36 protein-coding genes and 1 tRNA gene are annotated in these 24,237 nt (G+C 65.7%); 27 read left to right on the forward strand and 10 right to left on the reverse strand.

Features of this window, described 5'->3' with window-relative positions; translation table 11 throughout:
* Positions 1-64: 64 nt before the first annotated feature.
* On the reverse strand, positions 65-412 hold the full coding sequence (locus GNX71_RS29165; RefSeq protein WP_206179755.1) for a putative holin: 348 nt from the start codon (positions 410-412) through the stop codon (positions 65-67).
* Between the two features lie 167 nt (positions 413-579).
* On the opposite strand from GNX71_RS29165, the gene GNX71_RS29170 reads away from it, so the two are divergent.
* Together GNX71_RS29170 and GNX71_RS29175 are read left to right on the forward strand one after the other, a co-directional pair.
* Complete coding sequence (locus GNX71_RS29170) at positions 580-1,014, forward strand: Gp49 family protein (RefSeq protein ID WP_206175644.1); 435 nt, start codon at positions 580-582, stop codon at positions 1,012-1,014.
* The gene (locus GNX71_RS29175) at positions 1,001-1,225 is read left to right on the forward strand and encodes a hypothetical protein (protein ID WP_206175645.1); all 225 of its coding nucleotides are present in this window, start codon (positions 1,001-1,003) and stop codon (positions 1,223-1,225) included. Before GNX71_RS29170 ends, GNX71_RS29175 begins: the two co-directional genes overlap by 14 nt.
* On the opposite strand, the gene GNX71_RS29180 is transcribed toward GNX71_RS29175, so the two are convergent.
* The 3 genes from GNX71_RS29180 to GNX71_RS29190 form a co-directional block, all read right to left on the reverse strand.
* Positions 1,222-2,052: a hypothetical protein gene (locus GNX71_RS29180; RefSeq protein ID WP_206175646.1), complete on the reverse strand. Its 831-nt coding sequence runs from the start codon at positions 2,050-2,052 to the stop codon at positions 1,222-1,224. The two genes, GNX71_RS29175 and GNX71_RS29180, sit on opposite strands and share 4 nt — an antisense overlap.
* Positions 2,049-2,603, reverse strand: a complete 555-nt coding sequence (locus tag GNX71_RS29185; RefSeq protein WP_206175647.1) for a hypothetical protein — start codon at positions 2,601-2,603, stop codon at positions 2,049-2,051. Before GNX71_RS29185 ends, GNX71_RS29180 begins: the two co-directional genes overlap by 4 nt.
* Positions 2,604-3,066: 463 nt before the next feature.
* Complete coding sequence (locus tag GNX71_RS29190; protein WP_206175648.1) at positions 3,067-3,504, reverse strand: helix-turn-helix domain-containing protein; 438 nt, start codon at positions 3,502-3,504, stop codon at positions 3,067-3,069.
* 105 nt (positions 3,505-3,609) lie between these two features.
* On the opposite strand from GNX71_RS29190, the gene GNX71_RS29195 reads away from it, so the two are divergent.
* From GNX71_RS29195 to GNX71_RS29280, 18 genes are all read left to right on the forward strand, one after another.
* Positions 3,610-3,849 carry a DNA-binding protein gene (locus GNX71_RS29195; protein ID WP_206175649.1) on the forward strand — a complete coding sequence of 80 codons (240 nt, stop codon included), beginning with the start codon at positions 3,610-3,612 and terminating at the stop codon, positions 3,847-3,849.
* 136 nt (positions 3,850-3,985) lie between these two features.
* Positions 3,986-4,471: a hypothetical protein gene (locus GNX71_RS29200; RefSeq protein ID WP_206175650.1), complete on the forward strand. Its 486-nt coding sequence runs from the start codon at positions 3,986-3,988 to the stop codon at positions 4,469-4,471.
* Between the two features lie 11 nt (positions 4,472-4,482).
* Entirely contained in the window at positions 4,483-4,869 is a 387-nt protein-coding gene (locus GNX71_RS29205; RefSeq protein ID WP_206175651.1) for a hypothetical protein, read from the forward strand.
* Complete coding sequence (locus GNX71_RS29210) at positions 4,866-5,177, forward strand: helix-turn-helix domain-containing protein (protein ID WP_206175652.1); 312 nt, start codon at positions 4,866-4,868, stop codon at positions 5,175-5,177. Before GNX71_RS29205 ends, GNX71_RS29210 begins: the two co-directional genes overlap by 4 nt.
* A 16-nt stretch (positions 5,178-5,193) precedes the next feature.
* Positions 5,194-6,117: a hypothetical protein gene (locus GNX71_RS29215; protein ID WP_206175653.1), complete on the forward strand. Its 924-nt coding sequence runs from the start codon at positions 5,194-5,196 to the stop codon at positions 6,115-6,117.
* Between the two features lie 13 nt (positions 6,118-6,130).
* Positions 6,131-7,921, forward strand: coding sequence for a DDE-type integrase/transposase/recombinase (locus tag GNX71_RS29220; RefSeq protein ID WP_206175654.1), 1,791 nt, complete (start codon positions 6,131-6,133; stop codon positions 7,919-7,921).
* 1 nt (position 7,922) lies between these two features.
* Positions 7,923-9,161: an AAA family ATPase gene (locus GNX71_RS29225; RefSeq protein ID WP_206175655.1), complete on the forward strand. Its 1,239-nt coding sequence runs from the start codon at positions 7,923-7,925 to the stop codon at positions 9,159-9,161.
* A 9-nt stretch (positions 9,162-9,170) separates the two neighbouring features.
* On the forward strand, positions 9,171-9,320 hold the full coding sequence (locus GNX71_RS29230) for a hypothetical protein (RefSeq protein ID WP_206175656.1): 150 nt from the start codon (positions 9,171-9,173) through the stop codon (positions 9,318-9,320).
* A complete protein-coding gene (locus tag GNX71_RS29235) occupies positions 9,317-9,538 on the forward strand; it encodes a hypothetical protein (protein WP_206175657.1) in 222 nt (73 codons plus the stop codon). The genes GNX71_RS29230 and GNX71_RS29235 overlap by 4 nt, the downstream gene beginning before the upstream one ends.
* Complete coding sequence (locus GNX71_RS29240) at positions 9,538-10,167, forward strand: hypothetical protein (protein ID WP_206175658.1); 630 nt, start codon at positions 9,538-9,540, stop codon at positions 10,165-10,167. Before GNX71_RS29235 ends, GNX71_RS29240 begins: the two co-directional genes overlap by 1 nt.
* Positions 10,164-10,373 (forward strand): hypothetical protein, encoded by a 210-nt coding sequence (locus tag GNX71_RS29245; protein ID WP_206175659.1) that lies wholly within the window; start codon positions 10,164-10,166, stop codon positions 10,371-10,373. Before GNX71_RS29240 ends, GNX71_RS29245 begins: the two co-directional genes overlap by 4 nt.
* On the forward strand, positions 10,370-10,606 hold the full coding sequence (locus GNX71_RS29250) for a hypothetical protein (RefSeq protein ID WP_206175660.1): 237 nt from the start codon (positions 10,370-10,372) through the stop codon (positions 10,604-10,606). Before GNX71_RS29245 ends, GNX71_RS29250 begins: the two co-directional genes overlap by 4 nt.
* Before the next feature lie 10 nt (positions 10,607-10,616).
* Positions 10,617-11,150, forward strand: coding sequence for a host-nuclease inhibitor Gam family protein (locus GNX71_RS29255; protein WP_206175661.1), 534 nt, complete (start codon positions 10,617-10,619; stop codon positions 11,148-11,150).
* The gene (locus GNX71_RS29260; protein WP_206175662.1) at positions 11,147-11,386 is read left to right on the forward strand and encodes a hypothetical protein; all 240 of its coding nucleotides are present in this window, start codon (positions 11,147-11,149) and stop codon (positions 11,384-11,386) included. Before GNX71_RS29255 ends, GNX71_RS29260 begins: the two co-directional genes overlap by 4 nt.
* Positions 11,379-11,720 (forward strand): hypothetical protein, encoded by a 342-nt coding sequence (locus GNX71_RS29265; protein ID WP_206175663.1) that lies wholly within the window; start codon positions 11,379-11,381, stop codon positions 11,718-11,720. The genes GNX71_RS29260 and GNX71_RS29265 overlap by 8 nt, the downstream gene beginning before the upstream one ends.
* A 73-nt stretch (positions 11,721-11,793) precedes the next feature.
* Positions 11,794-12,405, forward strand: a complete 612-nt coding sequence (locus GNX71_RS29270; RefSeq protein ID WP_206175664.1) for a regulatory protein GemA — start codon at positions 11,794-11,796, stop codon at positions 12,403-12,405.
* Positions 12,405-12,788 carry a Mor transcription activator family protein gene (locus GNX71_RS29275; RefSeq protein ID WP_187111999.1) on the forward strand — a complete coding sequence of 128 codons (384 nt, stop codon included), beginning with the start codon at positions 12,405-12,407 and terminating at the stop codon, positions 12,786-12,788. Before GNX71_RS29270 ends, GNX71_RS29275 begins: the two co-directional genes overlap by 1 nt.
* A gap of 272 nt (positions 12,789-13,060) precedes the next feature.
* Entirely contained in the window at positions 13,061-13,840 is a 780-nt protein-coding gene (locus GNX71_RS29280) for an enoyl-CoA hydratase (RefSeq protein WP_206175665.1), read from the forward strand.
* A gap of 28 nt (positions 13,841-13,868) precedes the next feature.
* Here GNX71_RS29280 and GNX71_RS33640 read toward each other — a convergent pair whose 3' ends face one another.
* Both GNX71_RS33640 and GNX71_RS29290 read right to left on the reverse strand, forming a co-directional pair.
* Positions 13,869-15,242, reverse strand: coding sequence for a hypothetical protein (locus GNX71_RS33640; RefSeq protein ID WP_241027084.1), 1,374 nt, complete (start codon positions 15,240-15,242; stop codon positions 13,869-13,871).
* Positions 15,239-15,904 carry a sigma-70 family RNA polymerase sigma factor gene (locus GNX71_RS29290; protein ID WP_206175666.1) on the reverse strand — a complete coding sequence of 222 codons (666 nt, stop codon included), beginning with the start codon at positions 15,902-15,904 and terminating at the stop codon, positions 15,239-15,241. The genes GNX71_RS33640 and GNX71_RS29290 overlap by 4 nt, the downstream gene beginning before the upstream one ends.
* Positions 15,905-16,038: 134 nt before the next feature.
* Between GNX71_RS29290 and GNX71_RS29295 the strand changes: the two genes are divergently transcribed.
* Both GNX71_RS29295 and GNX71_RS29300 read left to right on the forward strand, forming a co-directional pair.
* On the forward strand, positions 16,039-17,556 hold the full coding sequence (locus GNX71_RS29295) for a VWA domain-containing protein (RefSeq protein ID WP_206175667.1): 1,518 nt from the start codon (positions 16,039-16,041) through the stop codon (positions 17,554-17,556).
* A gap of 53 nt (positions 17,557-17,609) precedes the next feature.
* Positions 17,610-17,686, forward strand: a tRNA-Met gene (locus GNX71_RS29300).
* A gap of 126 nt (positions 17,687-17,812) precedes the next feature.
* On the opposite strand, the gene GNX71_RS29305 is transcribed toward GNX71_RS29300, so the two are convergent.
* The gene (locus GNX71_RS29305) at positions 17,813-18,259 is read right to left on the reverse strand and encodes an SRPBCC family protein (protein ID WP_206175668.1); all 447 of its coding nucleotides are present in this window, start codon (positions 18,257-18,259) and stop codon (positions 17,813-17,815) included.
* A gap of 196 nt (positions 18,260-18,455) precedes the next feature.
* Between GNX71_RS29305 and GNX71_RS29310 the strand changes: the two genes are divergently transcribed.
* Positions 18,456-18,677 carry a hypothetical protein gene (locus tag GNX71_RS29310; protein WP_206175669.1) on the forward strand — a complete coding sequence of 74 codons (222 nt, stop codon included), beginning with the start codon at positions 18,456-18,458 and terminating at the stop codon, positions 18,675-18,677.
* A 32-nt stretch (positions 18,678-18,709) separates the two neighbouring features.
* On the opposite strand, the gene GNX71_RS29315 is transcribed toward GNX71_RS29310, so the two are convergent.
* Both GNX71_RS29315 and GNX71_RS29320 read right to left on the reverse strand, forming a co-directional pair.
* Positions 18,710-19,150 (reverse strand): helix-turn-helix transcriptional regulator, encoded by a 441-nt coding sequence (locus GNX71_RS29315; protein ID WP_206175670.1) that lies wholly within the window; start codon positions 19,148-19,150, stop codon positions 18,710-18,712.
* A 104-nt stretch (positions 19,151-19,254) separates the two neighbouring features.
* Positions 19,255-19,686: a GNAT family N-acetyltransferase gene (locus tag GNX71_RS29320; RefSeq protein WP_346776861.1), complete on the reverse strand. Its 432-nt coding sequence runs from the start codon at positions 19,684-19,686 to the stop codon at positions 19,255-19,257.
* Between the two features lie 83 nt (positions 19,687-19,769).
* Between GNX71_RS29320 and GNX71_RS29325 the strand changes: the two genes are divergently transcribed.
* The 3 genes from GNX71_RS29325 to GNX71_RS29335 all read left to right on the forward strand — a co-directional run bounded on the left by GNX71_RS29325 (position 19,770) and on the right by GNX71_RS29335 (position 21,429).
* Positions 19,770-20,171 carry a DUF2946 family protein gene (locus GNX71_RS29325; RefSeq protein ID WP_206175671.1) on the forward strand — a complete coding sequence of 134 codons (402 nt, stop codon included), beginning with the start codon at positions 19,770-19,772 and terminating at the stop codon, positions 20,169-20,171.
* 108 nt (positions 20,172-20,279) lie between these two features.
* Positions 20,280-20,900, forward strand: coding sequence for an SCO family protein (locus GNX71_RS29330; protein WP_206175672.1), 621 nt, complete (start codon positions 20,280-20,282; stop codon positions 20,898-20,900).
* 52 nt (positions 20,901-20,952) lie between these two features.
* Positions 20,953-21,429 (forward strand): copper chaperone PCu(A)C, encoded by a 477-nt coding sequence (locus GNX71_RS29335; protein ID WP_241027358.1) that lies wholly within the window; start codon positions 20,953-20,955, stop codon positions 21,427-21,429.
* A gap of 274 nt (positions 21,430-21,703) precedes the next feature.
* Here the strand turns inward: GNX71_RS29335 and GNX71_RS29340 are convergent, their stop codons facing one another.
* A complete protein-coding gene (locus GNX71_RS29340; RefSeq protein ID WP_206175674.1) occupies positions 21,704-23,344 on the reverse strand; it encodes a 3-(methylthio)propionyl-CoA ligase in 1,641 nt (546 codons plus the stop codon).
* Between the two features lie 176 nt (positions 23,345-23,520).
* On the opposite strand from GNX71_RS29340, the gene GNX71_RS29345 reads away from it, so the two are divergent.
* Positions 23,521-24,192 (forward strand): nitroreductase, encoded by a 672-nt coding sequence (locus GNX71_RS29345; protein ID WP_206175675.1) that lies wholly within the window; start codon positions 23,521-23,523, stop codon positions 24,190-24,192.
* Positions 24,193-24,237: the final 45 nt, after the last annotated feature.

A 24,237-nucleotide genomic window follows, 5' to 3' on the forward strand; every position in this document is an offset into this window, starting at 1 on the left:
GCGTTGCGCCGCCACCGGGCAACCCGAGCGAGATCCCGCTCGAATGCTTCGTCTCGGGCGTACATCACAGGCCCAGGGCGATGCCGACGATCACGACGCCGACCAGGACGGCGCGCCGCAGCATGGCGAGTGAGTAGACGGTCTCGTAGCCCTTCACCACGCGGTAGTCGGCGCCGAACTCGGGCTCGTCGGTGCCGAGCCGCCAATCGCGCTCCAGGAAGCCGTCAGGGCGTGCGTAGGGAAACAGCGCGCGGTCCAGCCAGTAGCCCATGACGACGGCCAGCGCGACCAGCGCGGCCTTGTAGAGCACGACCGGAAGCTGGACCGGCGAAATGACGGCGATGAGGGCCAGCAGCACGACGGCCGCGGCGAGCCAAAGGGAGTTGCGCGGCGCGCGCAACCAGACGGGGATCGAATCGGACAGTTTCACGTTGCGCTCCAGTGGGGGACATAGACCAGGGAGCGGTCAGTGTCTCGACGCAGCGGCGCGCAGTCTTATGACGGGGGTCAATATCTCGTAGAGCTTTCGGCCGGCACGATGGCCCGCCCGAATCCCCGGGCTACACCGAAGAAGGTTCCATGACGGACATCAGCAAGCACCCCATCCTGCGCGAGATCAGCACGGTGGTCTCAGCGATCGAATCCTGCGGCGCATCGCCGCAGCTCACCAGCGCGGTCGTCCTGGCGAGCAACCTCTACAAGTCGGCCGAAGCATTGATCGACGGCAAGGTCGAAACCAAGGATCTGCATCCGCTCGCGCGGCAACTCACGCCCGCCGACATCGATGGCGCGATCGTTGGCCGGCGGTTTCATAAGCTGCCAGAGACGGCGATCACGATCTGCGAACTGACGCTGCGCAACGGCGCGAAGGTGCTGGGCCACAACTACGGCAGCATCGATCCGACGAAGCAGGACTGGGCGCAGGGCGAAGCCGCAGCATTCGCGCTGGCGCGTGAGAAGGTTTGGGAACTGGAGGGTTACCTCCTGCGGGAGCGGCTCCATGCTGCACGCTGATCCGTACTGGCTGGTGATGCGGGCCGGCCGCGAGCCCGCTCTGGCTTCAACCGCGCATCACACGACGCCAGGCGCTGCGAGCACCGAGGCCGAGCGTTTGGCAAAGGCCTACCCGGGCGTTCCGTTCGTCGTGCTGGAAACCGTCAGCGCCCACCGGGCCGTGGACATGGAGGTTGTGAACCTGCGGCCCGAGCATGGTGTCCCCTTCTAGTTGGTGCTGCCCTTGCCGCCCATTCCGCCTCGACCGGGCGGTGCGACGTCGTCAAAAGCGAGCACCCGAGTTCCGACACTCCAAGGAGTCATTTCTCGCACTGCGTCGCCAATGCCAACCGAGTTTGGATCATTGAAATGTCGGAGGCGAAAGAGCATCTGACCCCGGGCGCCAATGCCACGCTGGACTAAGGGGTCATCGACCGTCAGGGCGATGATCTCGTTGTCCCCTAGTCCCGTCTTCTTTGCAAGCGTGCCCAGGGTTGTCCACTCGAATTCCGCAGCAGCGATCACCTGCCGGACCTGTAAGCGCTTCTCTTCATTCGTCCTCCACGATTGGGATAGAGGACCGTCCTGATTCGGCTCGTCCGGCTTCGTGTCTTGCTGCGGTGCCGGTGCCGGTGCCGGCGCCGGTGCTGGCGATGGAGGCACTGACGGATCGGCCGCTGTCTTCTTTTCGATCTGCTCCACCAGCTCTGCCCCAAGCTTCTCAAGTCGCTCTTTGAGTTCCTTTAGAGCCTGGTGATCTAACCTAATCTCGCCCATCCTCTTGTTCAGGTCGTCGCGCGCGTCCTGCATCGCCTTTCGGGTCTGAGCAACATCCCAGCCAAAGAAACCCACCGCGATGAAGGCGAAGATGGCAAGAAATATCCCGGCTACCCACGCTCCCGCCTTTACGAAGGTGATCAAGTCTTGATCGAGCGACAGCGTGACCTGGTTGGAAGCGGCAGGGACCACTGATTGCGCCGATGCCGCCGCCGTTGCAACAAGTGCCAGCACAAAGATGCATCGCGCGCAGGGAAGCACAAACGGTCGGATGTGCTTCATTGGGGGCAGGCGCTCTTGCCTTCGTTGAACGCCACCATATGCTTTGCGGCTTCGTCGAAGTCGATCCTTGCCAGGGTGTCCCCGATCTTCAACTCGTTGCGCATGAACACCATAAATCCTTTGATGGTGCTGTTCATGCTGCTCACGAGATTGGCCTTTGCACCATCCATGCAAGGAGGGAGAGTCAGTCTCTCTGCGTCGCGTCTGATGTCTTGAAGAAGCGCTACCGGGGTGCTAAGGGAAATGCGGCTGGTGCTGGAGGCGATCTTCACAGCATCGTCCCACCGGACGAGCAGATCATCCATCGACTTCTGCGCAGCGACCAGCGAGTCCTGCTGTCGCTTCCCCTCTGCAAGCCGCTTCTCAAGCTCAGCTCGTTCGGCTTCTTTACGCTGGTCCTTCTGCAGTTGCTCGGCAGCTGCTTGCTGGGCTCGCTTGCTTTCCTCTCGATAGAGGCTATAGCGCCAGGCGCCAATCGCAGCGCCGGCCAGCACGAGCATCAGCACCCACACCATAAAGCCGCGTTGTTTGTTCGATCTCGATCCACTCATCTGCGCAACCTTTTTCTTCTCGTTAGAACAGCCTCAAGACCATCAATGTTCGCCTGAGCCTGCATGACCGCAATGCCCTCCGTCCGCCGGATGCGATACATCCAGATCGCCATAGGCCCTCCCGTGCATAGCAAACCGACTGGAAGCCACCACTCCACCGCCCGCGCTACGCCTAGAGGTCCGGATGAAGCGACGGTCGAAGCAAGCATTGCGACTGAGCCCAGCAGCAGCACCGCAATGATCAGACAGGGAATGTTGAACCAGTAGCGCCTCCAAGCGCGCCAGAACTCGGCACGCTCCTCTCGAAGGTATCCCCTCAGTTCCTCGGTCGGCAGCTCCCACCACGGCGTGACCGGCACGCCCTCCGCCGGGAATCCCGATGACCAGTAATGGTTGTGAAGATGAAAGTCTCCAGCAGCGACCTGGCCAGCGTCACCGTGGATCTCTACGCGACCTCCTCGATTCATTCGCCTCCTGGTTTTCGCTGCTTTCCCATGTCGATAGTGAAGTTGCTCTGTTCAGCATTCCCCGCAATCGACTGACCAACCTTGCCGTGGATGACAACGCCCGGGGCAGCATGCCCAGCTGACAGCAACGCCCCCAACGCCGCCTTGCGCACAGCCGGCGAAGCATCCCGATAGAAGTCGACCATCGTCCGCTCCTCTGACGAGAGCACACGGAACTCGCCCTCACCCCCGCCGAGGATGTAGTTGAGATCCGCGCCCATGTCGCGGCGCATCACTAGCAGGGAGCTGCCGTCCGGCAAACGCTTCCCTGTCTCCCATCCAGTCACTGACTTTCGATCCACGCCTAAGCGGGCGGCGAACTCAGCCTGCGTCAGCTTGCCGCGCAGACCTTGGATACGTCTCCCCACCTCGGCATACGGCCCCTCTTGGGTCATAAATTGCCCTTGCACATGGGCAATTAATTGCCCATACTCCAGTTCACACCAGTTTCAACAAACGCGCATCAACGCGAATTGATGCACACAAAACGGAACGCAGAAATGCCACTGAAAACCCGGCAGCAAGTCCGCGAAGAGTTCAACCGCAAGGGATGGTCCTACACGGCGTGGGCGCGGAAGCACAGCTACTCCGCAGCCCTCGTGAGGGAAATCCTGATCGACAGCGACGCGAGCCCTCGGCGCAAGTGTCTGCGCGGCGAGAGTCACAACATCGCGGTCCAACTCGGCCTCAAGGAGGGCGAAGTTTCCCGTGCCCACCTCCCCAACATGTTGCCGGCCTGAGCCACGACATGTCGGGTTTTCATCTTACATACGGTTGCCTTTTCTTGTCCCTTGGGCAATTTTGGGTGATCGCACCTCGGGCCACTAGCCCCAGCCGCGCTTTTTCTTTGGAAGCGTCGTTTTCTGGCGGTCGCCCGTGAGTCCAACCGGCCGCCGCAATTGGAAGCGCGTCCGCGCCACCAGCCTCCGCCACGCGCTGGAACTGTGCAAGGACCACGCTCGCGAAAAGCTCAACCGCTCAGTGGAAGGCATCGCCTCCGAGATGGGCGTGGCGGACCACTGGACCGTCTACAAGTGGCTGCAGACAGGGCGCATTCCCGCGATCCTGATCCGCCCCTTCGAGACGGCCTGCGGCATCGACTTCGTGACGCGCTGGCTCGCGGCCAGCAGCGGGCGCATGTTGGTGGACATCCCCTCGGGCCGCACGCTCAAGGACACCGACCTGGTCGAGCTGCACACCGGCTTCAGCCAGGCGCTGAAGTTCATCACCGACTTCTACGCCGGCAACGCTGACCCCGAGGCCACCGTCGCCGCGCTCACCACTCACCTGGAAAACGTCGCCTGGCATCGCGCCAACGTGACGCAGCACAGCTCCCCCGAACTCGACTTCGATTCCGAATGACAGGACCAGCCATGCCCACCCTGAAGTACTCCTCACTGTTTCGGGCCGTCATCGGCTCGCGCCTCCACGACTGCGAGTTCGTGGTCTTCTTCGACTGCCCGCTGGGCCAGGCTCCGGCGCCTCACGTCGAGGACCTGGTGAGCGCTGTCTGGCACGTCGATGCTGCCGATCTCGACATCTACAACGTCAGCAGCGAACGCGAGTTGGTCGAGCAGGCGATCGCCGAGGCTGATGCGGGCGACCTGCGCTTGTTCGAGGTCGGCGCGTACCAGGGGCGCCCGATGTTTGCCGACCCTTCGCGCACGCTGATGCTGGTGCATCCCTCGACGCAGATGCGCCTCACCTCGGCACAGATCCTGGTGCCTGCTGCGGCCACAACCGAGGCGTTCGCAGGATGAGCGCAGACGACAAAAAGGGCAGCGAGCAGGTCATCCGCGCTCTGCGCATGGTCACCTGCCTGGCCGCCCAGCCGCTGCGCGGCCTCACCAACAAGGAGCTGGCCGACGCACTGCACGTGCCGCCCAGCTACATCACCCGCACCGCCGAGTCGCTCATCGAGGCGGGTTGGGCGGTGAAGGACGAAACCACCGGGCGCTTCCGCATCGCCCGCGAAGCCGCCCGCGTGGGCATCAAGACGATGGCCGCCCTGGACCAGCACGAGAAGCAGCTGGCCGAGGTGCGCCGCAATTTCACGATCACCGACTAACCAAGGAAGAAAAGCAATGGCACGCACGAAAACAGCATTGACCGTGGTCGAGGAGCCGCAGGTCAACGAGGCAGCTCTGAAGCGCGCAGAGAGCGCCAGCATGGAGCTGGGCCACCTGGTGGAGGAGGCAGGCGAACGCGCCGCCCTGATGGCCAAGGAGCTGGGCTATGAGGGCTCGCTGGAGGTCGGCGCCCTCGAAGACGGCATCCGCTTCTACCAGCGCCGCACGGTCGAGGCGATCCTCGAAACCGGCAAGCGCCTGGCGCTGCTCAAGGAGCAGACCCCGCACGGCGAATTCACCAAGCGCGTGGAGCTGCTCGGCTTCAGCGGACCCACCGCCCGCCGGTTCATCCATGCCGCCGCGAAGACCGCCAAATCGCTCAGTTTGAGCGATTTGAGCACCAAGGTGAAGAACGCCAGCGCGTTCCTGGAGCTGGTCACCCACGACGATGACGTGCTCGAAAGCCTCGGCGACCTGGACGACATCGACCGCATGAGCGCCACCCAACTGCGCGAAGCGCTGCGCCAGTCCGAGAAGGACTCACAGTTCAATGCCGAGAAGCGCCAGAAGGCCGAGCAGCGCGCCGACGCCCTGGAGAAGAAACTCGGCGGCAAGCGCCCGGTGGTGGTGCCGCTGGACGAGCGCATCACCCCGTTCCAGCTCGAAATCACGGAGCGCCAGAGCCTGCTGGAGAAGGCGCTCACGGCGCACTTGGAGAGCGCCACCGCGCTGGAAACATGGTGGATGGCCGAGCTGGAGGGCGACCAAGACGGCGCCGAAATGCCCCAGAGCGTCAAGCTGGTGCTGCTGACGCTTGATGACGCGGTCAACCGCACGGCGTCCCTGGTGGGCGCCCTGCAGAACGAGCTGGAGACCCGCTTCGGTGCGGACATCAGCGCGGCCCGCCAGTACTTCATGTCCACAGGCGAACGTGGCTGAGGTGGACGAGGCCATGCCAGCACTCTCCCCGGAAATTCACCAGTACGTCTGCCGCCTCGCGCGTCAGCTCGACGCGGTGGAGCACGGTGGTGCCACACCCCTTGTGCAACAGGCGGCGAACTTCCTCAACTGGTCGCCGCAGACCGTGTACAGGCACCTGAAGGCCGCCGCAGGGTGGTCATCGGGCCGCCGCGCGCGCAGCGACAAGGGCTCCACCAGCGTCTCCTCCGATGCGCTCGCGACCCTGGGCGCAGCACAGCGTGAGGCCGTGCGCGACAACGGCAAGCAGACGCTCTTCACGACCACCAGCCGCGGCATGCTGGAACAGAACGGCATCAGCTTCGGCGTCAGCAACGGGCACCTCAACCGGCTCATGCGCGACCGGAAGCTCAACGTTGCGGCGCAGCGTGTCGCATCGCCGGTGCAGCAGCTGCGCGCGCCGCACCCGAACCATACGCACCAGGTCGATCCGTCGCTGTGCCTGGTGTACTACCTCAAGGATCGCCAGTACATCATCCGCGACCGCGAGTTCTACAAAAACAAGCTGGACGGCATGGCGAAGGTCAAGTTCAAGGTCTATCGCTACGTCCTCTACGACAAGGCCAGCGCGGCCATCGTGCCCTGGTATTGCGAAGCCCAAGGGGAAGACCAGCACAACCTGTTCGACTTCCTCATGCACGCCTGGGGCGAGCAGCCGGGCCGGCTGTTCCGCGGAGTGCCCCGCTACATGTTGTGGGACAAGGGCAGCGCCAACACGTCAGCGGCGATCAAGAACCTGCTGAAGCAGCTCGAAGTCGAGCCGCTCGACCACGAGGCCGGCAATGCCCGCGCCAAGGGCGGCGTGGAGAACGCCAACAACATCGTGGAGACCCAGTTCGAGTCGCGCCTGCGCTTCGAGCCGGTCCACGATGTGGCAGGCCTGAATGCCGCAGCCAGCGCCTGGGCAAATGCCTACAACGCGAACCTGATCCCCGGCCAGGACACGCGCCTGCGCCGCGCCGGGCTTGCGACTTCGACGTCCCGCTACGACCTCTGGCAGCTGATCACCGCCGACCAGCTGCGCCTTCTGCCACCGGTGGAGGTGTGCCGCGCGCTGATGGCCAGCAAGGAGCAGTCGCGCCAGGTGCGTCCGAACCTCAGCATCAGCTTCAAGCACCCAGCAGCCGACCGCCCGGGCACCTACATGCTGCGCGGCCTGGACGGGGTCAACGTGGGCGACACGGTGCAGGTCCGCGCGCTGGTTTACGGTGACGAGGCCGTCCAGGTCGAGGTGCCTCGCTACGACGGCGAGACGCTGATCTACCGCGTCGAGCCGGAGAGGGACTTCGATCGCTTCGGCCAGCCCGCGGCTGCCGCTGAGATCGGCGCAGAGTACAAGTCCGCGGCTCGCACCGGGGCCGAGCTGGCCGCGCTGGTGATGGACGCGAAGGCCTACCCGGGCATGGATGCCGACGAGGTGAAAGCCGCGCGCGACAAGAAGGCCGCCCCCTTCGAGGGGAAGCTGGTCGCGCACAGCTACTTGCACGACGTCGAGCTGCCGACGTACCTGCCGCGCAGCGGCACGGAGATCGAGGCGCCCGCGCATGCCCAGGCGGCTCTTGCCCCCGCAATGCTGGACGCCACCGAAGCGATGCTGCGCCTGCGCGCAGGCATCGGCCGCAACCTGACGGGCGACGAATACACGTTCATGACGGCGCGCTATGCGGACGGCGTTCCCGAGGACCAGATCGACGCCCTGGTGCAGCAGTTCATCGCGCCGGTCGAGCAGCCGATGCGTGCGGCTGGCGGATTGAGGGCCGTCTGACATGGCAGCACTCCCGCTCATCAAAGACGCGCTGGCGCTCGTGAAGCGCAGTCAATCCGACCTGGCGAAGCACCTGGGCGTGAGCCCGGCGAGCGTGACGCTGATGGTGAAGTTCAACCGCTGGCCCAAGGGCCACGGCGGCGAGTTCGAGCTGCGCGCTCGGATCGTCGGCTACCTGATCGAGCACGGCGTGCCCACGGACGTGGCCTACGCAGCGCTTAACGAAGCACCCCCGGCGACGTGCGGCAACACGACGCCAGGGGCCGCGGCAGATGCCGCTATCTCCGGCCCCCAAACGAATCTAGAGGACCCCTACATGCTACTCCGCAAGCACACCATCAATCGCGAGGCGCGTCAGCACTTCCGCATTGCGCGCGACCCGTTCACCGATGAAATGGAGTCGGACGCGGACGTGTTCCTCTCCGACGACATCCGCCACGTGCGGGCATCGATGCGCATGACCGCCAAGCACGGCGGCATGCTGGCAGTGGTCGCCGAATCGGGCGGCGGCAAAAGCACGCTGCGCCACGACCTGGCCGATTGGGTGCAGACGGCGCGCGAGCCCATCACCATCATCGAGCCCTATGTCATCGGCATGGAGGACTCGGACAAGAAGGGCAAGCCGCTGAAGTCGGCCGACATCACCGGCGCCGTCATCCGCACCGTGTCGCCGGGCACCGCCCTGCGTGCGACCTACAGCGACCGCGCCGCGCAGATGCACAACATCCTCAAGCAGAGCGCCCAGGTCGGCCGCAAGCACGTCCTGATCATCGAAGAAGCCCACGCCCTGGCCACGCCGACGATCAAGCACCTGAAGCGCTTCTACGAGCTGCAGGACGGCTTCAAGAAGCTCCTGGCCATCATCCTGATCGGCCAGACCGAACTGGAGTGGAAGCTCTCGGAGCACAACCCCGAGGTGCGCGAGGTGGTGCAGCGCTGCGAAATGGTCAAGCTGCCGCCGCTGGACAACCACATCGAGGCGTACCTGCGGCACAAACTGCAGCGCGTCGAGCTGGACTTCGACACGCTGATCGCCGTCGACGCGGTCGAGGCCATCCGTAACCTGCTGCGCCACACGGTGACCGAGGCCAGCCGCAGCTCCAAGCGCGAAAGCCGCGTGGTGTCGCTGTGCCATCCGCTGGCGATCAACAACCTGGTCAGCGCAGCCATGAACGAGGCGGTCAAGATCGGCGCGCCGAAGGTGACCGGCGCGCTGATCACCGCCGCGGTGCGGGCGTGAGGAGCGGCTATGAGGCGCTACCTGATCTCGATCACCATGCCGGACGGCTCGCGCGGCAAGCATTCCGGGCTGTACGAGGATGGCTTCGCGGCCGTCATCACCACGCTGGAGCACTTCCCCGACGCGAAGCGCATCAGCGCCATGAGGGTCTTCTCGTGAGCGGCGTTCAGGCGGAAATCCGCTCCGGCTTGGCCGAACGCACCGCAGCAGGCGACGCGCTGTTCTTCGGCTTCTGGCTCGTGCTGTTCCTCGGCTGCGGCCTGGTCGCCCTGGCGATCAAGGACAGCGAGCAGAGCGACCACGAACTGGAGCTGCAGCGCGTGCATACCAGCGGCATGGACGCCGGCTACAAGCTGTGCAAGAGCGAGGGCCGGTGATGTCGATATTCGTCAACACATGCCCAACCTGCGGCGCCGAGGAGTCGATCGACTCGGTCATCTTCCGGGTGATCGATGACGAGGAGGTCCGCGGCCTGGTCAGCGACGTGCTGCAGCGCAGCTTTGCGCTCGGCGGGACGCTGATCCGCTACATGCGCCTGTTCAAGCCGCCGAAGCACCAGTTGAACTGGGCGCGCGTGCGCAAGGCGCTGGCCGAGCTGGTGCCCGACATCCAACGCGGCTCGATTGAGCGCAACGGCACCATCGTCGCCGTCTCGACGGACCTCTGGCTGGCGGCATTCAACGCCACCTTCGACGCCACGACCAAGGGCACGTTGCGTATGCCGCTGGCTCACAACGGCTACGTGTATGGCGCGCTGTTCAACCTGGCCGAGAAGGCCGCGGCCAAGGCCGAGGAGGAGCGCGAGGTCGGGCGCCGGCACTCGCGGCGCGACACGGTGACCGTGGATGGCGAACCCATGGCCATCGGCGATGCCCTCGGGGTGGTCTTCGGCGGCGTCGACCCTGCACTGGCGAAGGTCGATGCGGCCTCGCGCAACGCGGCGCCGGTTCCGCAGCACGTGCGCGAGCTACGCGCGAAGCTGGGCGGCAAAGGCGGTGCGTCATGACCGAGCTGGAACGCCTCAAAGTCGTTCTGCGCGCACTGCTGCCCACCGATGGCACGCCGATCGCGCGCAACGCACTGGCGAAGGCGACATGCCTCAACCGCGGCCAGGTCGCCGTCATCCTGGATGACGACGCGATGGCGGGCCGGGTCGCCTACGACCTGCGCACCGACAGCTACCAGGCCGTCAAACAAGGAGACGCACTGTGACGCCGGCCGAACAGGCCATCGCGGCCCAGGCGCTCATCGACCAGCTGACTCCGCTGGTCCGAGACGTGCCCAAGGAGGCCGTCCTGGACGCGCTGCTGGCGCTGTTCCATTCCACGGCGATCCACAACCCCGCGTGCCTGGAACGCGCCGTCAGCGACGCCACCTTCGTCGCTGTCGTCTTGACCAACCGACTGCATCTGCAACAAGCGCCCCACGGGGCGTCCATCCACTGAAGGAAATGCCATGAACGCATCAACCAATCCGATGGTCGTGATCGAACTCCACGCCCGCGCCTATCGCGAGGCTAAAGACGTCCTGGTCGAGCGCGCGCAAGCGTTGCACGACGAGATGCAAGCCGCCCAGCGCCGCGCCATGCGCGGCCTGCGCAACGCCGTGGCCGCGGTGAACGAGAAGCGCGACGAGCTGCAGCACGCGCTGGAGGAACAGCCCCACCTGTTCGTGAAACCTCGCACCGCCGTTTTTCACGGGGTCAAAGTCGGTTTCAAGCTGGGCGCGGGGAAGATCGAGTGGGAGGATGACGACCAGGTCGTGAAGCTGATCCGCAAGCACCTCCCGCAGCAGTTCGATCTGCTGGTCAAGACCACCGAGAAACCCATCAAAGACGGCTTGAAGAACCTCACCGCGGTGGAGTTGAAGAAGCTCGGCGTGACGGTCGAGGGCACCGAGGACGTGCCCGTCATCAGCGACACGACGGCCAGCGTGGACAAGCTCGTGAAGGCGTTGCTCAAGGGCGCGGAAGACGAGGCCCAGTCGTGAGCACCGCCGACACCGCCCGCCACGTGCAAGGCTTCCTGTCGGCCACCAGCCGCCCGCGCTGCGGCAATTGCAAGCACGGCAAGGAAACGATCGCCGAGCGCATGCCGCCGTTCGACACGCGCACCTGGCGATGCACCCGCGGCGGCTTCTCGGTCACGGCCGGTGCGATCTGCGCCAGGCACGAGCCCGACTTCCAAACCGCCCGAACCATGAAGGCCGCACCGCCGGATGCCTGAGCTGGACATCAGTTTTCTCCTTGGTCGAGTCCGGCGTGCCAGCCGTTCGGCCTTTACCCCGGCGCTTTCGGGCGCCGGGGCTTTTTCTTTTCAAGGTGTTGATATGCGATATGACGTTTTCGCCGCGTTCATGGCCATCGTGGGCGCTCTGCTCATGGCCGTGTTGGCCAACCCGGCCGTGCCGTTCGCGCTGCTTCTGGTGAGCTGCGCGGCCTGGGTGGTCCATGGGAGCCGTCGCCGCCTGTGGCCGCTTTGCGCGCAGATGCTGGTCTTCGGTTCGTTCTGTCTGCTCGGTGTGTGGAACACCTGGCTCGGCCCTTTGGTGCTCGGGTAGGCCGCGCATGACGCTCGCTACGACGAAGCCACGCGCCCTGGGCGCAGTTGCCGCGAATCCTGAGCGCGTCCGCTTGATCAAGCTGATCCACGTCGCGCGCCGCGACCTGGAGAAGGCCGGAAAGATGGACGAGCCGACCTACCGCACCATGCTGCAGACGGCTGGAGGTGCTGATTCGACCGCGAAGATGGGCGTTCCAGCGCTCATGCGGGTTTTGGAACAGGCAAAGAAGGCCGGCTTCAAGGTGCGTTCCAAGGTCACCGGCCGCCGCCAGGACACGAGCCCCGAGGCTCGCAAGGTCCGGGCGTTGTGGCTGTTCCTGCACGAGCTGCAGGTGGTCCGGGACTCATCCGAGGCCGCGCTGGCCAGCTATGTGAAGCGCATCGCCCGCGTCGAGGACATGCACTGGGCCGACAGCCAGGCCATGCGCAAGCTGATCGAGACCATGAAGAAGTGGGCCATGCGCTTCCTGCCTGCCGCCGTCGACCAGCTGCAGGTCGAGGTGCACGGTGCGCGCGCTGCCGGCCTGCTCGACCAGGCGCAGGAACAGGCTGTAGAGGAAGCACTGCGCAGGCTGCAGGGCTCCGATGGCTTCGACGCCCATTGGACCGCCTGGATGGCGTTCTCGGCCGCCATCGGCCGCTCGACTGACGCCGGCATGCAAGAGGCACTGGGAGGCCGCTGATGAGCAACGACTCTAGGATGAGCGAACTTCGCAACGAGCTGCTGGCCGATCTGGCTGGCACGGCGGAGCGTGCATTGATAGAGAACGAAGTGCCGCCCGCCGTGGCGGCGATCATCGCCAGCTCGGTCGCCGACCACGTGGCCGATCACTGGGGCGGCCAGATGATTTACATCCCCCGCGACTTCCAGCGGAAGCTCGCGCAGATCGAGCTGGAAATCTTCGACGCCTTCACCGGTGCCAACATCCCGGAACTCTCGCGCAAATACGAGATGACCGACAGCGGGCTGCGCCGCCTTATCACCCGCGTCCGTGCCAAACTGGCATCCTCCCGGCACGAGCAGCAGCTCGACATGCTGGAGCCCCCGCAAGACCGCTCAAAGTGAGCGATTCGCGCTGCGGGGCGCATTTACCACCCGCGTAAACTCGTTACACGACTCGTCCCAAGCGGTCCCGCCAGGTCCCGGCAAATCCCGATTTATCGCGCCGTTTTGGGTTGTCGTTTCTCAATACCGTTCATGTTCTTGCATCGGGAACTCCATGCGGCCATTCTAGATGAGAGCAATTCTCAATTAGAAGGATTGGGGTGTCAGCAGGCCAGAAGCCTTGCTGGGTATAGTGGCCCGAGCGAATTTTTCCCACCTCTCCCGGAGACACCATGAGCTACGAAAACATCGAAGTGCGGACCGAAGCAGGCAAGGTCGGCATCATCACCCTCAACCGCCCCAAGGCCCTGAACGCGCTCAACGACGCGCTGATGACCGAGTTGGGCCACGCGCTCAAGGCCTTCGATGCGGACGAGGCCATCGGCTGCATCGTCCTCACCGGCAGCGAGCGCGCGTTCGCGGCCGGCGCCGACATCGCGGCGATGGCCAAGTACAGCTTCATCGACACCTACAAGGGCGACTACATCACCCGCAACTGGGAAACCATCCGCACGATCCGCAAGCCCGTGATCGGCGCGGTCGCCGGCTTTGCACTGGGCGGCGGCTGCGAGCTGGCGATGATGTGCGACTTCATCATCGCGGCCGACACCGCCAAGTTCGGCCAGCCCGAGATCAAGATCGGCGTGATCCCCGGCGCCGGCGGCACGCAGCGCCTGCCGCGCGCGGTGGGCAAGAGCAAGGCCATGGACATGGTGCTCACCGCCCGCATGATGGACGCCGCCGAAGCCGAGCGCGCCGGCCTCGTGAGCCGCGTGGTGCCTTATGAAAAACTCGCCGACGAGGCGCTGGGCGCGGCGCTCATCATCTGCGGCTTCTCGCAGATCTCGGTGATGGCGGCCAAGGAATCGGTCAACCGCGCCTTCGAGAGCGGCCTGAGCGACGGCGTGATGTTCGAGCGCCGGCTGTTCCACGCGCTGTTCGCCACGGTGGACCAGAAGGAAGGCATGGACGCCTTCCTGAACAAGCGCGCGCCCGATTTCAAGAACGCCTGAGGCGTTTCGGCGCGCGGCTATTAATTAGTTAGCGCGTCAGCAGCGCCCGCAGCGCGGCAAGCGTCTGCGACGGCGGCGTGCCGACCGTTGCGGTGCCGCCGGGCTGCGGCGTCCAGCGCACCTGGTCGCCCGCGATCTCGAGCATGGCGATCAGCGTGCCGCCCTGATAGAGCGACAGGCGCGCCTCGACCGGCGCCGCCAGTTGCGCCTCGGCCGTCGTGGCCGAGCGGGCCACCGTGTTCACCAATGCCGCCATGCCTTCGATGTCGCCGCGTGCGTGGCGCACGCCCAAGCCTGCGCGCATGAAGTCGAAGGACGTCCAGCGATCCAGCGCAGAGAACGATGAAGCACCCGTCGGCGACCTGGCGGCCTTGGCAGCGGCAGCGCGCGGTGGGGCCGTGTCGCGCACGGCGCCCGAGACATCGGCATTCGGACTGCCTCCCCGCGCAACGGACCCGGATGCGTTGGCCGGCAGCTCTCGTTGCAAGGGCGCCGGTGCAACAGGTGCTGGTGGCGCAGCCGCCACCACCGCAGGCGGCGCGCTTTCGGGCACGGCGACGGGAGCAGGTGCGACCGAAGGCGCGGGTGGCGCGGCAGCGTATGCACTGCTGCGCCTTTCCTGCTCTCTTTCATCCTGCGCGCTTTCGCTCTTCTGACGCACGCGTGCGGACGAATCGGCGACGCCCGGCGCTGCCGCGGCGAGTGCCGGTGGAGGCACCGGAGCAGCAGTAGCTGGCGGCGGAGGAACAGGCACTGCCGCCGATTGCGCTTCGGCCGGAGCAGGCGTCGGCACCGGCTCGGCAGGCGCCTCCTTCGCCTCTGGTGCGGGTGTAGCTGTCGCTTCCACCTGCTTGCGGGCAGTCGCCGGCGCGGGCTTGCGGGCGGCATCTAGCGTGGCGCGGTCCGGCGCCTCCCTGACCGCATCGCGAACGGGAGCTGCGGGGGCTTCTGCCGCGGGTGCCTGCTGCGCAACGATCGCGGGGCTGGGCGCCGACTCCGCCACGGGCGGCGTCGGCGCGGCGGCGGGTGCCGGCGCTGGCGCGCTCGCGACCTTCGCCTCGCCATCGAGCCGCGCGTCGGGAATCGGCTCGCGGTGCCACAGCACGGTCACGAAGCCGGCGACGAGCACGGTGGCGAAGGCCGCATTCCAGGGCATGCGCGCGCGCGTGTCGCCGCCGCCGAACAGCCGGCGCCACCAGGGCGCGGCGCTCGCGTTGTTGGCGGCGGAGGCCGGCGCCGATGCGGGCGTGTTGGCCAGGTTGTGCGCCATCTTCAGGATCGCGTCGCGCGTGCGCGGATGCGGCGTTGCATCGCGATCAGGCGCATGGTCGAGCGCGCGGCGCAGCGCCGGGTCGCGCAGGTCGCCGTCGTCCTTGCCTTGGAAATCGATGTCGTTGCTCATGCGCGTTGCTCCAGCACCGACAGGTAGCGCTCCATGCAGCCGCGCAACTTCTGCAGGCCGTAGCGCAGGCGGCTGCGCACCGTCTCGAAGCCGATCTCCAGACTCGCCGCCAGCGCCTCGACGGTGAGGCCGTCTTCGTGGTGCAGCAGGAATGCAGCGCGCTGGTCGGCCGGCAGTTCGTCGAGGCAGGCCAGGAGGCGCCGGCCGGCGGCGCGCCAGAAGGCGAGCTCTTCGGCGGACGGATGCGCCGCGGCATCGACCGCGCCGCGCACACCGCGGTCGAGCGTGGGCACGGCGTCGCCGTCGTCGTCCGGATGCGCATCGAACGCCACCTCGCGCCCGCTCACGCGCAGGCGGTCCATTGCGAGGTTGTGCGCGATCGTGAAAGCCCAGGTGCGCCACGCGGCACCCTGCGGCGAGAAGCTCTCGCGCGCCGAGATGATGCGCACCCAGGTGTCCTGGAACACCTCGTCGGCCTGCGCCGCGAGCCGCGCGCCCAGGAGGCGCTTGACGAAGCGGAACAGCCCGCCTTCGTGGCGCGCATAGAGCACGTCGAAGGCGGCGGCGTCACCGTGGGCATAGGCCAGCATCAACTGATCGTCGGGCATGGCGTCGCGCTCGGTGGCGGCTTTGGCGGAAGGGGCGCGTGGGAGCGCAGACATCGGCGGATTTTCACCTGAGCTTGTACGGACGGCGGAGGGCATCGGGGTTCGCCTCCAGAAAAAAAGTCGCGTGGCTTAACCCCGTGGCCGCAGGCCGGCCGTATCAGCCTGCATCCCACAACTCGGAGTCCTTTATGGCCCAGCCCTTCGCTCCCCGTTCTCGCCGCCCGCTGGTCGTGCTGCTGTGCGCCCAGTTCCTGCTGAGCGCTTGCGGCGCCACCGAGATTCCGGCCATCGGCGCCAACGCGCGTTGGCCCCAACCGGCCCTGCAGATCTCGCAGATCGAACCGAACTTCCAGGCGCCCTCGGCCACCCATTGCGCGCGGCCGGTGCAGACCCATGAGACGCCGGGAATGCGGAACGTGCAGCTCGAAAGGCCCAGGCCCACCCCTGCGCCGACGGTGGGGCGCCTGGACGCCGCTCCGCCCGAGACATTGCGCAAAGCGGAACCGGCCGCGGCGGCCGAGAAGAAGGCCTACGGCTCGAGCGCTCGCGAGCTGAGCGCAGCCATGGCTCCTGTGGCGGAATCTGCGCCAGCACCGGCCGCTGTGGCGCCCGCATCGCCGGCTCCGCGTGCAAGCATCGCCCAGCCGGCGCAAGTCGGACGCCCGGCGAACGAGCCCGTCACCGCCGGCATGGTCGACGACAACGCCGACTTCAACGAATACCTGAACTTCCGCGGTCGCACCCAGGTGGCCCACCGCGAGCGCGACATCAGCATGCGCTACCTGCTCCAGGTGCGCGACGCGCGCGGTGCCGTGGTGCCCGATGCCGAAGTCGCGGTGCAGGCGTCCAGCGGCGCCGCCATGTGGGCCCGCACCGATGCGGGCGGGCGCGCCTGGCTGCACCCGCTCGCCTTCGACAGGACGCACAGCCAGATGTACGAGGTCACGGTCCGCAAGAACGGCCGGCAGGGCACGGCCTTCCTGCAGCGCGGCCAGAAGAGCGCGGTCGACGTGGTGATCGACAAGCCCGGCGCCGCGCCCGCCCGCGCGCAACTCGACCTGGTCTTTCTCATCGACGCCACGGGCTCGATGGCCGACGAGATCGCCAAGCTCAAGACCACGCTGCGCACCATCGCCGACGAGGTGGCACGGCTGCCGAGCCGCCCCGACACCTGCTTCGGGCTGGTGGCCTACCGCGACGTCACGGACGATTTCGTCGTGCGCCGCCACGACTTCACCGACAACCTCGACGCGTTCCAGGGTGTGCTCAACGGCCTGCAGGCCGCGGGCGGCGGCGACTACCCCGAGGCGATGAACGAGGCGCTGGCCGAAACGGTTCACCAGCTGAGCTGGCGCGGCACCGGCACCACCCGCCTCGTCGTGCTGCTGGCCGATGCGCCGCCGCACCTGGACTACAGCGGCCCGCAGTACGACGACAGCATGGTCGCGGCGCTGAGCAAGGGCATCAAGGTGTTCAGCGTGGGCGCCTCGGGGCTCGACAAGCAGGGCGAATACATCCAGCGCCAGATCGCCCAGTACACCGGCGGGCGCTTCGTTTTCCTGACCTACAAGGAGGGCTCGAACCCCGCGAGCGGGCGGGGTTCGGAGACGCGGCACGACGTTGCGAACTACTCGGTCCAGACGCTGGACCGGCTGATCGTGCGGCTGGTATCGGAGGAATTGGGCAAGTTGCCGGCGGGTGGTTGAACTGGTCCCGCGGACTGGGCTATAATTTTGGGCTCAGCGCAAAACGCTGAAACGGCTCTTTAGCTCAGTCGGTTAGAGCGATGGAATCATAATCCACAGGTCCGCGGTTCGAGTCCGTGAAGAGCCACCAACACTGCTTTCGCGGTTCTCCGCCAAAGTCAAAAAGCCCTAAGTAAATCAACTACTTAGGGCTTTTTTCATGGCGCTTGCTTTCGCACCGCTCAGGGTGAGCAGCGGCCGAAGCCCGCGGCGCCCGCTACTGGTTGATCTCCGGCTCCACCAGCCTCGCGAGATTCCGCAGCGACTCCTGCCAGCCGAGATAGCAGGCCTCCACGGGAATCACTTCGGGCAGCCCTTCCTGGACGATGCTCAGCTCCGTGCCGACCGACACCTGCTTCAACGTGACGGTCACCTGGATCTTCCCGGGCAGGTTGGGATCGTCAAAAACGTCGGTGTAGCGCAGCAGTTGATTCGGCACGAGCTCGACATATTCACCGCTGAACGAATGGCTCTTGCCCGTGGTGAAGTTGGTGAACGACATCCTGTACTTGCCGCCCACCCTGGCATCCATCTCATGGACCTTGCCCGTGAAGCCGTTGGGCGGGAGCCAACGCGCCTTGGCGTCGGCATCGAGAAATGCCCGATAGACCTTTTCTGGTTTTGCGGCGAGGACGCGATGCAATCTGACCGTGTTGGTGCTCATGGCTCTTCCTTTCGAAACCGTGAGCCTACGAACATCCAAGGTGCATCACAAGCACCGAAAAGCCGTAGATCCTGCCAATTGCGCTCGGCCTTCGACCCGCGTCCGATGCCAGCGCGAAGCTATCTGTATCTCTTCGTACAGAGGCTTACTCCTTTTGCCTACAGGCATTGGCTCGCGGAAATGAAAAATCCATCCCATGCTCGAAATGGAAGATCCGGACTCCCACGGCTTGGCAGCCCAGGCGGCCGAGTGGCGACGGCGCGCGCTTCGAGGCGATCGCGACGCGCGGGGCATCGCCCATGCGCTCGAGGTCGAGGTGCGAAGGCTGCGCGGCGGAGCGCCGATCGCGGCCCATGATCTGGACACTCGCCCTCTGGCCGACTGGCAATCTGTGCGGCCTTGGTGGAAGCCCTGGTGAAGCGATTGGCCGCCAGCTTGCGGCCGATGCGCCTACTCGGCGCCCAACCGCTCAGCCACTTCCTGCTTGCCTAGATCTCTGACAGCGGCAAGCCTCTGGAGCTGCGCCGCGCGCGGCCGGGCCTTCCCCTGTTCCCAGTGATAGATCGTCTGGCCCGACACGCCCACCAGTTTTCCGTAGGACGCAGCGGAGAGACCGAGCTTGCCGCGATGCGCAGCCAGCCGCGCCGCACTGAATCGCCGCTTCGGCTCCGATTCGCCCGCCGCATCGGCATCGTCGGCGGGTGCACGTCGCGCGGAGCCCTTGGCGGCACGTCGCAACTCTTTCTCCAACGCACTCACCTGTCGACGCAATGCCGCAATCGAGGCGCGATGGTTGGCGGATGCCTTCTTGAGGATGTCGATCTCCGCGCGCACTTCTTTCCTGGCAACGCGTGAGATTTCGGCTTTGAGGATGGATGCAATGTTTGGCATGCCCACATTGTGACCAAATCGCAAACTGCCACGGATGTCAGTATCTGCAAGCGAAACGGTGCGGTATCGAGGCCGGGACCTGGGCACGCGTTCGCACAATCCCTTCAGGGCGCGCGCACATAGACATCCGGCACGTACTTCTCCATGAGCGTCTGGGGCCGCGACGGCGGCGTGAAGCCGAACTTCGCGTAGAGCCCGTGCGCGTCGCCGGTTGCCAGCATGAAGCGCCGCAGTCCCTGCAATTGCGGATGGGCCATCACCGCAGCGACCAGCGCCGCGCTGTAACCCCTGCCGCGATGTTCCTTCAGCACGAACACATCGACGAGGTAAGCGAAGGTCGCGTAGTCGGACACGACCCGCGCAAACGCCACTTGCGAATCACCAAGAAAGCCGCCGAAGTTCAGCGAGTGGCGGATGGACGTGCGCACGGTCTCGATCGGAATCTGCCGCGCCCATGACGATTCTTCCGACAGGAAGCGATGGATGAGCGGCACGTCCAGGTCCTCGATCGCGGTGGAGACTCGAAGTTGATTCATGTCAGTGAGCATAAGCAAAGCCCTTGCATTCGCGAAGTGCGGGCGCATGTCTCGCCCACACACCTCGCCGATAATCCGCGCCAATGCCCACGCCCTTCCACGCCGCACCGAACAGGCACGCAGCCCATGCGGTCTGGCGGCGTCCCGGCGTGCCGTTGATCCGATGGGCGCTGCTGTGGTTCGCACTGTCTATCGGCGCGGCCATCGCCTCGCCGATGGTGCATCCGGTGTCGATGGAACTGGTCTGCTCGGCCAGCGGCTCGGTCAAGGCCATCGTGCACACCGACGACGGCGCACACGAGCTGGGCAGCGGTCACCTCGACTGCCCGCTCTGCGTGCTCGGTGGTGCGCCACCTGCTGCGCCCGCTGTCTCGCTGCCAGCCGTGGTGCCCGTGGTCCACGCAGCTTCGGCCATCGCGAAGACGCGCATCGCCACCATCACCGCAGCGCCGCCACCGGCGCGCGGGCCGCCCTCGCTCTCCTGATTCGCTTCCGGTTCCTGCGCATGTGATGCCCCCTCGATGGCGGCAGCCGCATCGCGCGTTCCCGCCATTCATGCGCTCGCATTCGCGCGACCGCCAGAGAGAGCTTTCATGCACACGACAACACGACCTCATGAATTTTCACGCCGCCATCTGCTCATCGCTGGCGGCAGCCTCGCCGCGCTGTCGCTCGCCGCTTGCGACAAGGCATTGCCCACGCGCTTCAACGGCATCGACATCACCGGCGCCAACTACGCGCAGGACTTCCGCCTGACCGACCCCGATGGTCGCGAGCGCACCGTGGCCGACTTCAAGGGCAAGGCCGTGATGCTGTTCTTCGGCTTCACGCAATGCCCCGACGTCTGCCCCACCGCGCTGCTGCGCGCCGCCGAGATCCGCCACATGCTCGGCGCCGACGGCGAGCGCCTGCAGGTGATCTTCGTCACCGTCGATCCGGAGCGCGACACGCCGGTTGTGCTCAAGGCCTACACAAACGCTTTCGACCCGAGCTTCATCGGCCTCTACGGCGACCTGCAGAGAACCAGCGAAACGGCCAAGGCCTTCAAGGCCTATTACAAGAAGGTGCCCACCGGTTCCTCGTACACGATGGACCATTCGGCCTTCAGCTACGTGTACGACCCGCAAGGAAAAATCCGGCTGGTGTTGCGCCACGAACAGGGTGCGCCGGAATGCGCCGAAGACCTGCGCCAGATTCTCAAGACGACCGCCTGAACCTCGGTTCGATCCGATCCATTCATCCAAGGAGATTTCTCTCATGACGAACATGACCCCCATCGCCCGCATCCTCGCCCTCTCCGCCGCTTCGTTCCTGGTGGCTACCGCGCACGCGCAGGTCACGGTCAAGGAGGCGTGGGTCCGCGCCACCGTGCCGCAGCAGCAGGCCACCGGCGCGTTCATGCAGATCAGCGCCGCGAAGGACACCAGGCTCATCTCCGCCAGCTCGCCCGTCACGCCGGTCGTCGAAGTGCACGAGATGGCCATGCAGGACGGCGTGATGCGCATGCGGCAGGTGCCCTCGGTCGCGCTGCCTGCGGGCAAGACGGTCGAGCTCAAGCCCGGCGGCTATCACGTGATGCTGCTGGACCTCAAGCAGCAGGTGAAGGAAGGCGACACGGTGCCGCTCACGCTGGTGTTCGAAGGCCAGGACGGCAAGCGCGAAACGCTGGAGGTGAAGGCGCCGGTGCGCGCGCTCAACAGCGCGGCCAAGCCCGCTGCCGCGCACGGCGAGCACAAGCACTGAGCGACGTCGCGATCGATTGATTGATCATTCGATCGCTGCGCACGAACGGCCGGCGATATTACCCAAGACCGCCGCGCATCGCACAAGAAATCTGCTGAGGATTTCCCCCTATGCCGGTCACGAACGCACCAGTTTGCGTCGCACCGTTTCCCCGCCGGCCGAAGGGCTGCTCATTCAACAGGCAACGTGGTGGGAAGGCCCGTCAATGCTCGCTTTGCGGCCCGCCCTCCTCCGGCAACCCACAGAGTTGTCCACAGAAAAATCGAACAAGTCATCAAACTGACTTCGCCGCGACATATCCCTTGAACATTTCCCGCAGCTTCGTTTTCAACAGCTTGCCGGTGGCTGTATGCGGCAGGCTGTCGACGAAAGCCACGTCCTCGGGCAGCCACCACTTCGCCACGCGCGTCGAAAGAAAAGTGAGCAGTTCCTCGCCCGTGACCTCCGCGCCCGCGCGCTTCACCACGATGAGCAACGGCCGCTCCTGCCACTTCGGATGCGCGATGCCGATCACCGCGGCCTCGGCCACGGCCGGGTGCGCACTCGCGGCGTTCTCCAGGTCGATCGACGAAATCCACTCGCCGCCCGACTTGATGACGTCCTTCGCGCGGTCGACCAACTGCACATAGCCGTCTTCGTCGATGGTGGCGACATCGCCGGTCGGAAAGAACCCTTCGGCATCGAGCACGCTGCCGCCCTCGCCCTTGAAGTAACCGCTCGCGATCCACGGGCCGCGCACATGCAGGTGACCGAAGGCCTTGCCGTCGTGCGGGAGGCGCCGGCCGTCTTCGCCGACGATCTTGATCTCCACACCCCACACACCGCGGCCCTGCTTCATCTTCACCGTCGTCTGCTCCTCCTTCGATAGCGCGCGGTGCTTGGGCAGCAGGTTGCCGATCACGCCGATCGGGCTGGTCTCGGTCATGCCCCAGCCTTGCACGAAGTCGGCGTCGAAGTCGCGCTCGAAGCGTTCGATCATGGCGCGCGGCGTGGCCGCGCCGCCCACGCCGATGCGCTTGAGGCCAATGGCGTGCGTGTCGATTTCGGGGTGCGCATCGAAGTACTGGAACAGCATCAGCCAGATGGTCGGCACGGCCTGCGAGAAGCCCACCTTCTCGTCGCGCATCAATTCGTACAGGCTCTGTGGGTCCATGTGCGGGCCGGGCATCACCAGCTTCATGCCGGTCATGGCCGCCGCATACGGCATGCCCCACGCGTTGGCATGGAACATCGGCACCGCGAGCAGCAGCGTCATCTGCGAGTTGACACCGAAGGTGTCGGGCGCGCACTCCATCAGCGAATGCAGCACGGTGGAGCGGTGCGAATACAAGACGCCCTTGGGGTTGCCCGTGGTGCCCGAGGTGTAGCAGAGCGACGAGGCGGTGCGCTCGTCGAACTCGGGCCAGGTGTAGCTCTCGCTCTGCGCGTCGACGAGCTCGTCGTAGCACAGCAGGTTGGGCACATCGATGGCGGGCATGCGCGCGCGGTCGGTCATCGCGATGAAGGCGCGCACGGTCTTCAGTTGCGGCGCGAGCTTCTCGACCAGCGGTGCGAAGGTGGTGTCGAAGAACAGCACCTTGTCTTCCGCATGGTTGACGATGTAGTCGATCTGCTCCGGAAAGAGCCGCGGGTTCACCGTGTGCAGCACCGCGCCCGAACCCGAGATGCCGTAGTACAGCGCGAGGTGGCGATACGTGTTCCATGCAAGCGTGCCCACGCGGTCGCCGGGCTCGATGCCCAGCACCTTCATCGCGTTGGCCACCTGCTTCGAGCGGCGCTGCACCTCCCCATAGTTGGTGCGATGAATTGGCCCCTCCACCGTGCGCCCGACGATCTCGGCGTGCGGGTGGAAGGTGGCCGCATGGTCGATCAGCGAGGAGATCAACAGCGGGCGGTCTTGCATCAATCCGAACATGTTCTTGTCTCCTGTGCGCCGGGGAAATCTCATGCAGCGGCCGGCTGCATCGTAGGCAGGGGCCTCTGCATGCCACATCGTCGGAACGGACGATTGAGCACCCCGGGGTTGTCCCTAGCATCGACCTCATTCAAGATGAACCCATCCCCGCTCTCCTCCCGAATGAAAGCCAAAGCATGAACGTGTACGAAGCCGTTGCGAGCCGTCGATCGGTGCGTGAATTTCTCGACCGGCCCGTGGCGCCCGACGTCATCCGCCGCGTGCTGCAGGAAGCGTTACGCGCGCCATCGGGCGGCAACCTGCAGCCCTGGCACCTGCACGTGGTGGGCGGCGAGCGGCTCGACGAACTCAAGGCCCTCATGCGCACGCGCGTGCAGGAGGCGCCGACCGGCGAAGGCAGCGAATACGACATCTACCCGCGCGAGCTCGTTGCACCCTACCGCGACCGCCGCTTCGCGGTCGGCGAGGCGATGTATGCGCGCCTGGGCATTCCGCGCGAGGACAAGGCCGCGCGCCGCCAATGGTTTGTGCGCAACTACCAGTTCTTCGGCGCGCCGCTCGCACTGTTCTGCACGGTCGACCGCCGCATGGGCCCGCCGCAGTGGTCCGACCTCGGGATGATTTTGCAGAACGTCATGCTGCTGCTGCGCGCCGAAGGGCTCGACAGTTGCCCGCAGGAATGCTGGGCGATCTATCCGCAGACCATCGGCAGGTTCATCGAGTTGCCGCCCGAGCGCATGCTGTTCACCGGCATGGCCATCGGGTACGCGGACCGGAGCAAGGCGATCGATGCGCTGGTGACGGAACGCGCACCGCTGGGCGAGGTGGCCGAATTCATCGGCATCTGATCCACAGGACATCGGAAGAGGGAACGAATCCTGCTTGGCAGGAGG

The sequence above is a fragment of the Variovorax sp. RKNM96 genome (assembly GCF_017161115.1).
In the GTDB taxonomy this organism is placed as follows: Bacteria; Pseudomonadota; Gammaproteobacteria; order Burkholderiales; family Burkholderiaceae_C; genus Variovorax.